The sequence below is a fragment of the Brachybacterium sp. genome (genome assembly GCF_052095815.1).
In the GTDB taxonomy this organism is placed as follows: Bacteria; Actinomycetota; Actinomycetes; order Actinomycetales; family Dermabacteraceae; genus Brachybacterium.
Genome location: NZ_JBQDLF010000023.1, coordinates 22,721 through 35,972 on the forward strand (window position 1 = coordinate 22,721; position 13,252 = coordinate 35,972).

The 13,252-nt window shown below is 70.7% G+C and carries 13 protein-coding genes; 7 read left to right on the top strand and 6 right to left on the bottom strand.

Annotation, left to right across the window (positions count from 1 at the left end):
• Window positions 1-62: 62 nt before the first annotated feature.
• From ACTH43_RS10425 to ACTH43_RS10435, 3 genes are all read right to left on the bottom strand, one after another.
• The gene (locus ACTH43_RS10425) at window positions 63-578 is read right to left on the bottom strand and encodes a hypothetical protein (RefSeq protein WP_441444834.1); all 516 of its coding nucleotides are present in this window, start codon (window positions 576-578) and stop codon (window positions 63-65) included.
• Between the two features lie 65 nt (window positions 579-643).
• Window positions 644-1,978: a hemolysin family protein gene (locus tag ACTH43_RS10430; protein WP_441444835.1), complete on the bottom strand. Its 1,335-nt coding sequence runs from the start codon at window positions 1,976-1,978 to the stop codon at window positions 644-646.
• 81 nt (window positions 1,979-2,059) lie between these two features.
• Window positions 2,060-3,052, bottom strand: coding sequence for a serine hydrolase domain-containing protein (locus tag ACTH43_RS10435; protein WP_441444836.1), 993 nt, complete (start codon window positions 3,050-3,052; stop codon window positions 2,060-2,062).
• Window positions 3,053-3,246: 194 nt separating this feature from the next.
• Between ACTH43_RS10435 and ACTH43_RS10440 the strand changes: the two genes are divergently transcribed.
• From ACTH43_RS10440 to ACTH43_RS10450, 3 genes are read left to right on the top strand one after another with little or no spacing between them, the layout of a single operon-like run.
• Window positions 3,247-4,335, top strand: a complete 1,089-nt coding sequence (locus tag ACTH43_RS10440; RefSeq protein ID WP_441444837.1) for a hypothetical protein — start codon at window positions 3,247-3,249, stop codon at window positions 4,333-4,335.
• Window positions 4,332-5,087: an ABC transporter ATP-binding protein gene (locus tag ACTH43_RS10445; protein ID WP_441444838.1), complete on the top strand. Its 756-nt coding sequence runs from the start codon at window positions 4,332-4,334 to the stop codon at window positions 5,085-5,087. The genes ACTH43_RS10440 and ACTH43_RS10445 overlap by 4 nt, the downstream gene beginning before the upstream one ends.
• Window positions 5,084-6,289, top strand: coding sequence for an ABC transporter permease (locus ACTH43_RS10450; RefSeq protein WP_441444839.1), 1,206 nt, complete (start codon window positions 5,084-5,086; stop codon window positions 6,287-6,289). The genes ACTH43_RS10445 and ACTH43_RS10450 overlap by 4 nt, the downstream gene beginning before the upstream one ends.
• A gap of 58 nt (window positions 6,290-6,347) precedes the next feature.
• Here the strand turns inward: ACTH43_RS10450 and ACTH43_RS10455 are convergent, their stop codons facing one another.
• Both ACTH43_RS10455 and ACTH43_RS10460 read right to left on the bottom strand, forming a co-directional pair.
• Window positions 6,348-7,430: a CAAX protease gene (locus tag ACTH43_RS10455; RefSeq protein WP_441444840.1), complete on the bottom strand. Its 1,083-nt coding sequence runs from the start codon at window positions 7,428-7,430 to the stop codon at window positions 6,348-6,350.
• Window positions 7,427-8,476, bottom strand: a complete 1,050-nt coding sequence (locus ACTH43_RS10460; protein WP_441444841.1) for a class II glutamine amidotransferase — start codon at window positions 8,474-8,476, stop codon at window positions 7,427-7,429. Before ACTH43_RS10460 ends, ACTH43_RS10455 begins: the two co-directional genes overlap by 4 nt.
• Window positions 8,477-8,695: 219 nt before the next feature.
• Here ACTH43_RS10460 and ACTH43_RS10465 point away from each other — a divergent pair, with 219 nt between their 5' ends.
• Both ACTH43_RS10465 and ACTH43_RS10470 read left to right on the top strand, forming a co-directional pair.
• The gene (locus ACTH43_RS10465; protein WP_441444842.1) at window positions 8,696-9,118 is read left to right on the top strand and encodes a VOC family protein; all 423 of its coding nucleotides are present in this window, start codon (window positions 8,696-8,698) and stop codon (window positions 9,116-9,118) included.
• Between the two features lie 144 nt (window positions 9,119-9,262).
• Window positions 9,263-9,949 carry an NADPH-dependent F420 reductase gene (locus ACTH43_RS10470; RefSeq protein ID WP_441444843.1) on the top strand — a complete coding sequence of 229 codons (687 nt, stop codon included), beginning with the start codon at window positions 9,263-9,265 and terminating at the stop codon, window positions 9,947-9,949.
• A 26-nt stretch (window positions 9,950-9,975) separates the two neighbouring features.
• On the opposite strand, the gene ACTH43_RS10475 is transcribed toward ACTH43_RS10470, so the two are convergent.
• Window positions 9,976-11,031, bottom strand: coding sequence for a CPBP family intramembrane glutamic endopeptidase (locus tag ACTH43_RS10475; RefSeq protein WP_441444844.1), 1,056 nt, complete (start codon window positions 11,029-11,031; stop codon window positions 9,976-9,978).
• 141 nt (window positions 11,032-11,172) lie between these two features.
• On the opposite strand from ACTH43_RS10475, the gene ACTH43_RS10480 reads away from it, so the two are divergent.
• A complete protein-coding gene (locus tag ACTH43_RS10480) occupies window positions 11,173-12,456 on the top strand; it encodes a sensor histidine kinase (protein ID WP_441444845.1) in 1,284 nt (427 codons plus the stop codon).
• Window positions 12,450-13,181 carry a response regulator transcription factor gene (locus ACTH43_RS10485; RefSeq protein WP_441444846.1) on the top strand — a complete coding sequence of 244 codons (732 nt, stop codon included), beginning with the start codon at window positions 12,450-12,452 and terminating at the stop codon, window positions 13,179-13,181. Before ACTH43_RS10480 ends, ACTH43_RS10485 begins: the two co-directional genes overlap by 7 nt.
• The last annotated feature ends 71 nt before the right edge of the window (window positions 13,182-13,252 follow it).

Genomic DNA, 13,252 nt, shown 5'->3' on the forward strand with positions numbered 1-13,252 from the left:
CGACCCCACCACCCTACCCTCGCACCGGCAGGAGCTCGGGTGCAGGCCTGGACGCGCTCGGCTCAGCGCTCGGCGTCGCCGCTGAACTGCTCGTAGGCCCTGAGGATCTCTGTGAGGGAGGGGTGCAGCAGCGCCGGGTCCAGGCTGAGATTCTCACCGGGCAGGCTCACCCGCAGCCGGTCGTTCCCCTCCCCGGTCTGTCGCCTCAGCTCCGTCTCCGCGTAGGGGATCTCGAGAGGCGGGCCGTCCCCGGTGGTGCGGCGCACGCCGTGCGGCGTCAGCACCAGCAGGGAGGTGTCCGGCGCAATGGGGATGTCTGCGGACTTCTTGGCCAGGCCACTCAGAATCCGAGGCATCACGACAGCGCTCGCAAGGCCGTAGGCGCCGCCGATGATCGCCAGCAGCAGGCTGCGGGGCTCCATGACGAACAGGGCGACGGCGACGATGACCGCACCGACGAGAAGGCTGGTGCCGATGAGCAGCGGCTGCATGCGCCGCATCTTCTCGGCGCGTGCCGCCGCGCTCTCTCGGTTGAAGTACACCGTCAGGTCATCGCCGGTGCCGTAGTTCGAGTGCATGGTCCGGAAGTATGCCAGCCGCACCATATGGTCGGAGGCCTCAGTCGCCGACCGGCGCGAAGAGCTCAGTCGCCGACCGGCTCCTCGAGCGAACTCTCGGCGGCCGGTTCCTCGGCGGGGCTGAACCGCACCGTCTGCACCCGGCGCTCGTCGACCTCGACCACCTCGAGCAGCCCTCCCTCGACCTCCACGCTGTCGCCCGCCACGGGGATCCGGCCCAGCTGGGCCATCACGAAGCCGCCGACCGTCTCGTAGCCGCCGGTGTCGGGCAGGGCGATGTCGGTGGCGGATTCGAACTCCTGCAGGATCAGCCCACCCTCGAAGGTGCCGTCGGCCGCGAGGATCCGGTCCAGACCGCCGGGGACGGGCCAGCTCTCACGGTCGAACTCGTCGTAGATCTCGCCCACCAGCTCCTCGAGCAGGTCCTCGAGGGTCACGATGCCGTCGGTGCCGCCGTACTCGTCCACCACCACCGCGATCTGGTCGGCGTGGGCGCGCATCCGGTTCAGCGCCTCGAGCACCTGGACGGTGCCGGGGATGTGCTCGATGGGACGCACCAGCTCCGACAGCAGCGTCTCGCCCGGCTCCTCGACCAGCAGCATGTCGCGCACATGGACGAAGCCGAGCACGTCATCGACGTCCTCCCCGGTGACGGGGTAGCGGGAGAAGCCGGTCTCCCGGATCTCCTCACGGACCTGCACGACCGACCGCTCACCGTCGAGGAAGCGCACCTGGTGGCGGGGCTGCATGACCTCGACCACCGTGCGCTCGGACGCGTCGAAAACATCGGCCAGGACCCGCGACTCCGCCTGGTCCAGCGCCTCCGAGCTGCGCACCATCGACTTGATCTCCTCCGCGGAGACCGACTCCCGATTGGCGTGAGGATCCCCGCCCAGCAGGCGCACCACGATGTTGGTGGAGGTGGACAGCAGCCAGATCACCGGGCGCATGAGCTTCCCGAAGACACTCAGCGGGGGGCCGACGATCTTGGTCATCGCCATCGCGTTCTGCATCGCCAGCCGCTTGGGCACCAGCTCGCCGAACACGAGCGAGAGGTAGGCGATGACCAGGGTCATCCCGATCAGCGCGACCGTGCCGGCGCTCGACTCGGCGAGCCCCAGCTCGGTGAGCATCGGGACCAGCGAGGGGGCAATGGTGGAGGCGCCATAGGCGGAGGAGAAGAACCCGGCGACGGTCACGCCGATCTGCACGGCGGAGAGGAAGAGGTTGGGGTCCCGCACCATCTCTGCGGTGCGCTCACCGCCGGGGCCGCTCTCCTCGAGCTGCTTGATCTGCGATTCGCGGAGGTTGACGATCGCCATCTCGGTGCCGGCGAACAGGCCGCCGACGAGCACGAAGGCGAAGACCAGGCCGAGGTTCAGGAGCGCTGTCCAATCCATGGGGCAACGCTACCTGGGGGCGGAACCGGGAACTGGGCTGATCCTGCGCGTCTCACCGAATGCGCACACCGTTGCTGCAGTTCACAGCAGCGGCAGCAGCTCCTGCCAGACGGCGCGGAGGATCTCGGCGGCGCTTCGGCCCTCGAGCCGCGAGGTGACGGTCAGGACGGCGTCCTGTTCAGGAAGCACGATGAGCAGCTGGCCCATCGCGCCGTCGGCCCGCCAGGCACCGTCGGGCGTGCACCGCCAGATGCCGTAGCCGTAGTGAACGCTCTCGGGCTCGGCGTCCCCGGTGTCCACCCAGTTCTGCTCGGCGTGCATCGCGTCGATCCAGGCGGCTGGGACCAGCTGCGCCCCGTCGTGCTCCCCGCGCTGGAGCAGGAGCCTCCCGATCCGCGCCAGCTGCCCGCTCTTGAGGTGCAGCCCGCTCGCACCCCAGCTGTAGCCGTCGCGGGTGGTGTGCCACTGGGGGTTGAGGATCTCGAGCGGTTCGAACAGCCGCGGCATCAGCCAGTCGCGCAGGCTCTGCCCGGTGCGCTCGCTGAGCACCCGCGAGAGCAGCAGGATCGAGCCGTTGGAGTACTCCCACCGCTGGCCTGGCTCGGCGACCAGGTCGGTGCTGAGGAACAGGGAGGAGAGGTCGGCGTGATCGCGCTGCTCGTCGAGGAAGCCGAGCACCGGGGAGCCGGAGGTCATGGTCAGCAGGTGGCGCAGCCGCACCTGCTCGATGCCGCTGCCGTACCCGCCGCTCGGCGCGGGGAGATGGTCGACCAGCAGGTCCTCGGGGTCCAGCAGCCCTTCCGCGGCGGCGATGCCCACGGCGAGCGCGGTCACCGTCTTGGACACCGAGTAGATGTTCTCGGCAGTGTCCCCGGCGAAGCGGTGGCTGATCTCCGCGTGGCCGACGCGGTGCAGGTGCAGCGCGCGCACGCCGAGATCCTGTTCGAGGATCCGCTGTCGCAGCGGGAGCAGCAGCAGCTGATCGGGGACGGCAGGACTGGCAGTGGCAATCGGAGTGGCAGGGGCAGGCGGAGTGGAGGTGACGGCAGGGCTGGCGGCAGCGGCGGCGTTCATGGGTCGACAGTACCGCCCGCCCCGTACTCCGGGATCCCGGATCTTCCCCGGATCTCCACCAAAGTCGGTGGTCAGGGTGTTCTGCAGCAGGTAGAATGAGCGCACTGCAGGTGCCGAGCACCTCCTCGCGCTGCTCGCAGCACCGCAGTCCCTTCCCCCGTCGGCACCGCCGTCGACCTGAACGAAAGGCGCCCATGGACGCCCTGCGCCGCTATGTCTTCCCCGTGATCTGGATGCTGATCCTCGGTCTGATCGCCCTGGCTCTGGTGAAGATGGCCTTCTTCCCCTCCGGTGCCGATGCCGCGGGCGAGGATCCGCTCGTCCCTGGTGCCGATTTCGATCAGTACGCCGTGGTCAGCGTGGAGACCGCAGACCTCTCCTCCGAGCTCGTGCTCCCGGCGATGGTCCAGCCCGATGCGGGCAGCGCCCTGAAGGCCACCACCGATGGTGAGATCAACAAGATCTGGCTGAAGAACGGCGACGCCGTCGAGAAGGGGCAGCGCATCCTGCAGGTGCGATACGAGGTCGAGCCGGAGATCGTCGACCTCCCCGCGCTGCCGGTCGGGGAAGACGGTGAGGAGGACGGGGAGCTCGCCGCCCCGCAGCCCGCGCCGCAGCCCGCCGCGGCCGAGCACCGCTACGTGAACCTGGTGGCGACCACCTCCGGTGTGCTCAGCGGGATGGAGGTCGCCGAGTGGGATGCCCTGGCCAAGGGCGACACCGTCGCGACCATCTCGCCCGGTACCTACTCGATCGTCGCCGACCTCACCCCCGAGCAGCAGCTGTCCCTGCTGGACGTGGAGCTGAATGCGACTGCCGAGCTGCCCAACACTCCGGATCCGGTGGCCTGCACCGCGCCCGCCATCACCGAGGACTCCGAGATCGAGGAGCCCGACGCTCCGCCCGCGCCCGAGGTCGATCCCTTCACCGGCGAGGTGATCTCCGGGGGCGATGCTGGGGTCTCCGCCGCACAGCTGGTATGCCCGGTCCCTGCTGAGGCTCGGGTGGTCCCGGGTCTGAGCGTCGAGGTGACCGTGGACCTCGGCACCCGCACCGGCGTGCTCACCGTCCCCACCACCGCCGTGGAGGGCGAGGGCACCGCCGGCACCGTCTACGCACTGGACGAGGCCACCGGTGAGCCCACCCCGATCGACGTGGTCCTGGGGATGCGCGGCGATGGCTCCGTCGAGGTCACCGAGGGCCTCGAACAGGGCCAGGAGATCCTCGAGTTCGCGCCCGGCATCGACGGCGCCGACGACTCGATGAACGTGGAGATGTGGTGAGCGCGCCTCTGCTCGAGCTGCGCGATCTGCGCCGCTCCGTGCGCCTGCCCAGCCGGGAGGAGCTGCACATCCTGCGCGGCATCGACCTCACGGTCGAGGCCGGGGACCATGTGGCGATCGTCGGCCGCTCCGGTTCCGGCAAGACCACTCTGCTGAACCTGCTGGGCCTGATCGACCACCAGAGCGGCGGCGAGCTGCTGTTCGACGGGGTGGACGTCTCCCGGCTCGGGGAACGCAGGCGCGCCCGCATGCGCGGCGCCTCGATCGGCTTCGTCTTCCAGCAGTTCAACCTGTTGGACAAGCGCACCGCGCTCGAGAACGTGATGATGCCGCTGATGTACGGCACCGCTGGCCAGTTCTGGCGGCGGGAGAAGCTCGCCCTGGAGATGCTCGACCGGGTGGGCCTGGCCGACCGTGCGCAGCAGCAACCCTCCCGTCTCTCCGGCGGCGAGCAGCAGCGAGTGGCCGTGGCCCGTGCCCTGGTGCGGGGGCCCCGGCTGATCCTGGCCGATGAGCCCACCGGAGCTCTCGACGTCACCACCGGCGAGGCGGTGATGGCGCTGCTGGACGAGATCGCGCGCGACTCCGACGCCGCACTGGTCACCATCACCCACGACTTGCAGGTCGCCGCGATGTCCCGGCGCTCGTTCCTGCTGAACGAGGGCACTCTGCACGACGTCGGCGGGGCCGACGCTCGCGGGGCGCTGTCGGCGACCGTGGGAATCCGCGCCGGACGGGAGGCGGTGGCATGACCGGCCTGATCGCCTCGATCGTCGAGGCCTACGGCGAGCTGCGCGTGAACAAGGGCCGCATCCTGCTGTCCCTGATCGGGGTGGCGTTCTCCGTGTTCGCCCTGACCGCGGTGATGGGCGGCGGCGGCATGCTCACCAGCGCCCTCACCCAGTCCACCGAGACGTGGGCGGGACGCGATACGACCCTGACGATCTACCCGGCAGGCTCCGCGGCCGAGGTCACCCCCGAGGAGCAGGATGCGGTGGTGCTCGAGCAGATCGAACGGCTCGGCATCGACCAGCGCACCCGCCGCATCAACGACTCGCTGCGCGTGCAGACCCCGCATGGCGTGAAGTCGGCGCAGCTGACCGGGGTGGACCCCGCCTACGGGAACATCTACCGCACCACGGTCGCCGACGGCCGCTGGCTCGCGGACTCCGACGCCCGCCGCCTGGCCCCTGCACTGGTGGTCAACGCGCCGATGTACGAGCAACTGGGACGCCCGGACCTGGGGACCGAGCCGGTCACGATCTACGGACCCACGGGAGCGACCGACTCCGACCAGGCGATCGTGGTCGGCGTGCTCCCCGCGGCCGAGGAGACGGACTGGGGACTGCAGGCGTACGTCGCCGCCGGCAGCATGAGCGCGCTGCCCGGCCGGACCGAAGCCCCGGTGGTCTCCGACTACATCCTGTGGGTGCCGCCGGAGCAGGCCGACGAGATCCGCGAGCGCCTGGGCGCCTCGCTGCGGAACACCGCGGTGGGATCCTTCGAGGTCCATCCGAGCTCGATGTCCGCCGAGGATCTGGGCTTCCAGTTTCTCGCCTATGCGGTCATCGGCGTGGCGCTGGTGATCCTGGTGCTCGGCGCCCTGGGCCTGGTGAACATCTCCCTGGTCACGGTGCGCTTCCGGGTGCGGGAGATCGGGATCCGACGCTCCTACGGCGCCACCGGCGGCCGGATCTTCGTGGGCGTGCTGATGGAGTCGGTGGTCGCCACGGTGCTCGCCGGCGCGGTGGGGGTGACCGGCGCGATCGCCCTGGTGAAGGCCCCGTTCGTCTCCACCTTCTTCAGTGGTATCGGGCTGGTGGAGCTGCCTCCCTTCCCCGTGGAGGCGGTGGTGGTGGGCCTCGGTGCGGCGACCCTGGTGGGTGTCCTCGCCGGCGCCCTCCCCGCGCTGATCGCCACCCGGATCAAGGTCATCGACGCGATCCGCAGCTGAGGAAGGGCAGGCCCGTCAGTCCCCGTCAGTCTTGGGGCAGCGCCGCAGGTGTGACAGGTCAGATCAGCACGGGCCCCGGAGCCGGTGCATCCGCAGCCCGGCCGACGGGCTCGAGCAGGCGCAGCCCCTCGCGTCGGCTGATCATCACGACGATCAATGCTGTGAGCAGCAGGGCCGCGACCGCGGAGGCCGCTCCCCCGGCGAGGGCCGCGTCATCGAGGCCGGCGAATGATCCTGCACTGGCCAGCTCGTCATAACCGGCAGCCGCCCCGTGATCGGCGAGCGCCGCGGCCGAGGTGCCGGGGGCGGCCACCGCGGCGCTGAGCGCCGAGGCACCGGCACCCGCACCGGTGCCGGCGGCGAGCGCGGAGACGATCAGCGAGCCCACGGTGAGCGTGAGGGTGAGGATGATCGACAGCTCGAGGCCGCCGCTCTTCCAGGCGAGCACCGCGGCGGCGAGCGCCAGGGCGAGGGCCGGGATCACCACGGCGGGTGTGAGCTGACGGCCGATCAGAGAGATCCCGGCGACGACCACGAAGGGCACCACGGGGCTGCGCAGCCAGGTGCCGACGGCCTGGAGGATCATGCCGCGCAGCGCCAGTTCGAGGCCCACGGCCTGGAGCGGGGCCAGGACCAGCACGATCACCACCACCAGCAGCAGCTGGAGCACCGAGACTCCGCCGCCCGGAGCACCCGCCGACTCTCCGGAGCTGGCGAGATGACCGGCCACCGCGGCGATCGCGACCGTCGCCAGCGCCCCGGCCGCCACCCATGCGCCGAGCGGGCTCAGCAGGTCACGACGGAACCGGGCAGCGACGGACCAGGCCGGGCCCAGAGGCCGCCAGCCGCCGACGCGCACTCCCACGATCCCGGCGGGGAGCCACAGGGCGCCCATCAGCAGCGCGAGCACCGCATCCAGCGGACTGGTCGGATCACCGCTGGTCACACCGATGGCGACGTTCACGCCGGGCGCGACGGCGAGCACCAGGATCATGAGCACGAGCACCACGGAGGCCAGCACCACATAGGCGATGAAGGCCGCGACCACGGTCAACAGTGGCCGTGCCCGCGCAGACCATTCCGGTCGCAGCGTCGCGAGCCGGTGATAAGGGATGGGACGCTCGGTCCCGAGGTGATTCATGCGGCGTTCTCTGCACTCTCGTGAGGGCGCGCGGGATCGGCGCCGGCGGGGTGGGCGGTGCTGGCAGTGCCGGCAGTGCCGGCGGGGTGGGCGGTGTTGGCGGTGCTGGCGATGTTGGCGGTGCTGGCAGTGTTCTCAGTGAGGTGCCGGCGGCGGGCATCGTGGGCGCGGGCCTGCGCGGCATGGGCCTGGGAGGCTGCGGCCGACAGGCCGAGATCCTCGATGCTGAGCGCGTGGGCGAGCGGACCGAAGGGACGGTCGCTGCGGACCCGCCCGTCGGCCGTGAGGTGCACCAGCTCGCCGGAGTCGAGGAGTCGCCAGGCGGGATCGTCGTCCAGGGGTTCGCTCGCGATGACGACGGAGCGTGCCCCGCGTGGGTCCTCACTGCGGGCGCGCACGGTGAGCGAGTCCGAGGACTGCTCGAGGGCGTCATCCCGCGTGTCCACGACAGCAGGGCGATCGAGGATCCACAGCTCGTTGGTCGCGGGCAGACGCACGGCGATGAGCTCCTCCCCCTTCATCACCAGGACGTTCACGGAGTAGACGGGGACATGACCGGCGATCCAGCACAGCGCGGCGGTCACCCCGGTGCGCAGGTCACCGCCGTGGGCGGCCACCTCACCGGTGATCAGTGCGGCCATCCACTCGCTGTCGGTCGAGCCCTGGACGTGGTGAGCGGCGCCGAGCGCGGCGACCCGCTGCCGCATCTCCTCGGTGATCTCCAGGACCCCGTTGTGGGCGGAGATGATGCCGTCCTGCAGGAACGGGTGCGTGTTCTCGTCGCAATGCCCGGTGCCGGAGGAGAGACGCAGATGGGCGAGCATCGCGCGGGAGCGGAGCGTGGTCGCGAAGCCCGTGAACGCTTCCGATGCGTACGCCGCGACGGGGCGCTTGCGGATCCGGGGCTGTCCCTCCTCATCGATCCATCCCAGGCCGGTGCCGTCGGCGTTGAAGCGCGACTGGTTCAGCAGGGAGTAGGGCGCATCGAGCAGCCACAGATCGGCGGTGACGGGGTGGTCGGAATGAAGAGCGAAGAGTCGGCACATGACCCGTCCACTCTAGAACTCCCTGGCTGAGGGTGCAGTGAGCGTCACCACGAGCACCGTGTTCCGCGCACCTCGTCCGTCCCGCAGCGGTGCCGGGGAGCCGCCCGCTCCTCAGCCCGGCAGAAGCATTACCTCCGACGCTGTTCCGTCCGTCGGCCGCCGGTGGCACGATGACCCGCACGAGGGATCGCAGCGCGACCCCGCACCTGAGGAGGAACCGTGCCCAGTTCCACGCCGTACATCTCGTTTCCCGGCAATGCCGCCGAGGCCATGTCGTACTACCAGGAGGTCTTCGGGGGAACCCTCGACGTCATGACGTACGGCGACAACCCCATGGAGGGCATGCCGTTCACCCCTCCGGCGGAGTCCATCGCCCATGCTCAGCTGCAGGGAGGTCTGGTCACGCTCGCCGGTGGCGACGACATCGGCGAGAGCCCTCAGCCGCTGGACGGCTCCGCCTACTCCCTGATGGTCATGCCGAGCTCCGTGGCAGATGCCCGAGCCCTGATCGAGAAGCTCACCTCCACCGGCGCCAGCATCGAGCTCCCGTTCGAGCAGGCTCCCTGGGGCGACCACTACGGGCAGGTCAAGGACCGCTTCGGCGTTCTCTGGCAGATCGACGTCCCTGCCTCGCAGAGCTGAAGCGCCCGCACTGCCGGCCACCCGGGGCTGCGCGAGCTCATGCAGGGTGGGCCCATGCAGGGTGAGCTCAGGCAGGCCCGGCGGGCGAGCGCGAGTCCGGTCACGTCCGGGAAGGTCGCGCCCGCCCGGCGCGTTGCTGGGGGCATGAACTCCTCCCTCCCCCGCACCCTTGGCATCCTCGGCGCTGGCAAGGTCGGCACCGTGCTGGCCCGCCTGGCCCTCGCCGCCGGACACGAGGTGCTGATCTCGGGCTCCGGTGATCCCGCCGAGATCGAGCTGATCACCGAGGTCCTCGCCCCCGGGGCCCAGGCCGTGACCACCCGGGAAGCCGCCGAGCGCGCGGATCTGGTGATCCTCGCGCTGCCACTGGGGAAGCACGCCTCGATCCCCGCCGACGCCCTCCAGGGCAAGCTCGTGGTGGACGCCATGAACTACTGGTGGGAGACCGACGGGATCCTCGAGGAGTTCTCGCATCCCGGCGCCTCGACGAGCGAGTTCGTGCAGGGTCTGCTGCCCGGCGCGACCGTGGTGAAGGCTTTCAACCACATGGGCTATCACGATCTCGAGGACCTCGCCGGCCGTGCCGCACCCCGGGCCGCGATCGCGATCGCGGGCCCCTCCCCGCAGGCCGAGACCGTGGGCGCGCTGGTGGAGGAGCTGGGCTTCGATCCACTGCTGATCGGCCCCCTCGCCGAAGGGGTGCGCCTGCAGCCGTTCAGCGAGGCCTTCGGCAGCAGCGGCGACGCCGCGACGTTGCAGGAGATCGTGGACCGCTTCCCTCAGACCGAGCACGGGCGCGAGGTCATGGCGGCCCTGGGAGAGCGGGTCTGAGCTGAGACGCTCCGAGTCACGACGTTCTACGCCGCGAGGGTCTGCACGCTGCCTCGCTGCGGCTCCCACAGGCCCAGGCCGGCGCGCCGCGAGTACCACCACCAGATCCCGGCCGAGAGCAGCAGCATCGGCACCATCGCCAGCACGAACCCGAGCAGCTGGACCTCTCCCTGCTCGGTGAATCCGGGGATCAGCGGCGCGATCGCGAACAGGGTCCAGTTGTTGGCGGCGTGCAGCAGGATCGGGATCTCCAGCCCTCCGGTCTTCCAGGCCAGCAGCCCCATCACGATCGCGAAGACGGCGATGTCGATCTGGCCCAGCCAGTTGTAGCCGTGGCCCAGCATGAACAGCGGCACCGGGACCAGGATCCCGATCAGCGGCCATCGCAGCCAGGTGCCGAGGAGCTGCATCGGCAGGGCCCGGAACGCGAGCTCCTCCCCCGCGCTCTGCAGCGGGGAGAGCAGGAGCGCCAGCAGCCAGGCGATGATCACGCCCGCCTCGAGCGGCGGCATCACGATCGCCTCGCGCTCCAGGATCAGGTTCAGCACCAGGTTCAGCAGCACGTACACCGGCACCACCACGAGCGCGGCGCGGCCCAGCAGGCCCCAGCGGAACCGTCCTGTCACCGAGAGCGCGATCCCGGCGCGACCGTACCCGGCGAGGGTTCCCACCAGCACCGCCGGGACCAGCAGTGCGAGCATGCCCAGGCCCATCAGCTGCTCGACGGGGTTCAGGGGATCCATCAGGGTGGCGCTGGGCGCCAGGTTCGGCCAGATCACGCTCGCGATCACCAGCGGCACCAGCAGCTGGAGGTTCATCACGACATAGGCCGCGAAGGCCACCACGATCGTCACGAGGGGACGCCACCAGTAGCGGCGGTGCGGGATCGCACGAGCGGCGCGATGGTAGGGCTGCGAGATCGCACCGGAGCCGCGCTGGGAGATCTGAAGGCTCGCAGGGGCAGTGCCGTGGGAGACGCGAGTGTCCATCGCCGGCAACGGCCCCGCGGTGCTGCGGAGCTCGCTGGCAGCAGCAGGAGGGGAGGACGGCGGGGACGGGGGAAGCAGAGCGTGCTCGTTCATGCCTCGATCCTGTCTGTCCCGTCGGCCGCTCCGCATCCGCCCCGCGTCGGGGCCGCCCTGACCGATCGACCGACCCTGCCGGCCACACCATCAGCCGCGCGGACGATCCGTCAGCCGCCTCCCGCTCTCTACGCTGGCTCCATGACCCTCCCCGTCCTGCACCCCTCGGCCGCACCCTCGGTGCGCAGCCCGCACCAGTGGGCGATCGCGGTGGTGCAGAGCCTCGTCGGCACGGCGCTGGGACTGCTGCTGTTCCTGATCAGCTTCGGGTCACTGCTGATGGAGTTCTCCGACCAGCCTCCCGGCGGCCTGGTGGCGCTGTACGCCGTCGATGCGCTGGTGGGGATCGTGGCGACCCTGGCGATCGGGCCGCTGCGTTTCCTGCGGCCGGGGCGGCTGCACAGCGCGGCCCATCTGCTGCTGGCCGCTTCTGTCGGGCTCAGCGTGTGGTCGATGCCCGCGGCGGCGCTGGCCCTGTACCGGATCGGGCTGCGACGCCGCACCGTGCTCGATGTCGGGACGATCCTGCTGGTCGCGGGCACTTCCCTGACGGCGCTGAGCCTCGATGCCCGGCTCCGCGAAGACCAGCCGGACGCCGTGGTGCTCTCCGCGGTGGGGGTGATGGTGGTGCTCGCGCTGATCCCGCTGCTGATCGGCCACGTGGTGGGCACCCGCCACGAGCTCCTGGCCTCGCTGCGGGAGCGGACCGCCTCGGCGGAGCGGGAGCGGGAGACCGCTCAGCGGGAGCGCGCCGCCGCCGAGCGCGAGGCCACCGCCCTGGTGCGGGAGCGAGAGGCTGACACCGCCCGGGTGCGCGCGGAGGAACGGGCGGCGCTGGCCCGCGACATGCACGACAGCATCTCCCACCACCTCGCCACGATCGCCATGCACGCGGGCGCCATGACCTACCGCGAGGACCTCTCGCCCGAGGCGCTGCGCCGTTCCGCAGGCACGGTGAGGGACGCCGCGCAGCAGGCGAACCGGGAGCTGCGCACAGTGCTGACCGGACTGCGCAGCACCGAGGGTGATCAGCCGCTGGCCACCGCCCCGACCCTGGAGGGCATCGTGGACCGCTGCCGGGAGGAGGGGCAGGAGGTCGAGCTGAACTGGGAGGGCCTGACCGCGGAGGATCTCCTGGCCCGCGACCGCAGCACGGTGGTGGCGCTGGCCCGGATCCTCGGCGAGGTCACCGTGAACGCCGCCAAGCATGCCCCGGGCGCTCCTCTGCAGGTGACCCTCCTGCGCGAGGACCAGCGAGTGGTGCTGCAGGCACGGAACCCGCTGCCCTCCGCGCCGATCACCGCGGCAGCCTCGACCGGTCACGGACTGCTCGGGGTGCAGGAGAGAGCACGCCTGCTGGGCGGAGACGCACGCTACGGAGCACACGACGAACTCTTCGAGGTGGAAGCATGGATGCCATGGTGAACAGTGCAGAGAGTCAGGACGGCATGGCTGCCCGTGGCCCGGAGAACGGGGTCCGGGTGCTGCTGGTCGATGATGAGGCGCTGATGCGCGCCGGCCTGCGACTGATGATCGATGGTGCCCACGGCATCGACGTGATCGGAGAGGCGACCGACGGCGGCTCAGCCCTCGAGCAGATCCGCTCCCTGGCCCCCGACGTGGTGCTGATGGACATCCGCATGCCCCGCATGACCGGCCTCGAGGCCCTGCAGATTCTCCGCACCGAAGGCAGCGCCGCCCGAGTGGTGATGCTGACCGCCTTCGACACCGACACCTTCCTGCTGGAAGCGCTGCGCGGCGGGGCGGTGTCGTTCCTGCTCAAGGACTCCCCACCCGAAGAGGTGGTGCAGGCGGTGCTCGACGCCGCCGATGACCGTCCGCGCTTCTCCCCCGAGGTGCTCACGCGCCTGGTGCGGCTCGCCGCCTCCGGCACTGGCGGTTCCGCCGCCGCGGAGGTCGAAACGGCCGACGGCACCGAGACCGCTCCCGCTACCGCTCCTGCGGGCATCACCGAGCGTGAGTGGGAGGTGGCGCGCCTGGTCGCCCGTGGGCTCGCCAATCAGGAGGTCGGAGAGAGCCTGTTCATGTCGGTCGCCACGGTGAAGACCCACCTCGGCAGGCTCTATCACAAGCTGCAGGTCACCAACCGGGTACAGCTCGCGATCCGGGTGCTCGAACTGGGTGGCTGACGGGGCCGGCTGGGGTCGGAGATCAGAGGTCAGAGACGACCGTGGCTGCGGCATCAGCGCGTCGTCGACGC

What these genes read in the sequence shown, in the direction of transcription:
- ACTH43_RS10425 (WP_441444834.1), bottom strand. Translation starts at nt 578, where the DNA reads ATGCACTCGAACTACGGCACCGGCGATGACCTGACGGTGTACTTCAAC.
- ACTH43_RS10430 (WP_441444835.1), bottom strand. Translation starts at nt 1,978, where the DNA reads ATGGATTGGACAGCGCTCCTGAACCTCGGCCTGGTCTTCGCCTTCGTG.
- ACTH43_RS10435 (WP_441444836.1), bottom strand. Translation starts at nt 3,052, where the DNA reads ATGAACGCCGCCGCTGCCGCCAGCCCTGCCGTCACCTCCACTCCGCCT.
- ACTH43_RS10440 (WP_441444837.1), top strand. Translation starts at nt 3,247, where the DNA reads ATGGACGCCCTGCGCCGCTATGTCTTCCCCGTGATCTGGATGCTGATC.
- ACTH43_RS10450 (WP_441444839.1), top strand. Translation starts at nt 5,084, where the DNA reads ATGACCGGCCTGATCGCCTCGATCGTCGAGGCCTACGGCGAGCTGCGC.
- ACTH43_RS10455 (WP_441444840.1), bottom strand. Translation starts at nt 7,430, where the DNA reads ATGAATCACCTCGGGACCGAGCGTCCCATCCCTTATCACCGGCTCGCG.
- ACTH43_RS10460 (WP_441444841.1), bottom strand. Translation starts at nt 8,476, where the DNA reads ATGTGCCGACTCTTCGCTCTTCATTCCGACCACCCCGTCACCGCCGAT.
- ACTH43_RS10470 (WP_441444843.1), top strand. Translation starts at nt 9,263, where the DNA reads ATGAACTCCTCCCTCCCCCGCACCCTTGGCATCCTCGGCGCTGGCAAG.
- ACTH43_RS10475 (WP_441444844.1), bottom strand. Translation starts at nt 11,031, where the DNA reads ATGAACGAGCACGCTCTGCTTCCCCCGTCCCCGCCGTCCTCCCCTCCT.
- ACTH43_RS10480 (WP_441444845.1), top strand. Translation starts at nt 11,173, where the DNA reads ATGACCCTCCCCGTCCTGCACCCCTCGGCCGCACCCTCGGTGCGCAGC.
- ACTH43_RS10485 (WP_441444846.1), top strand. Translation starts at nt 12,450, where the DNA reads ATGGTGAACAGTGCAGAGAGTCAGGACGGCATGGCTGCCCGTGGCCCG.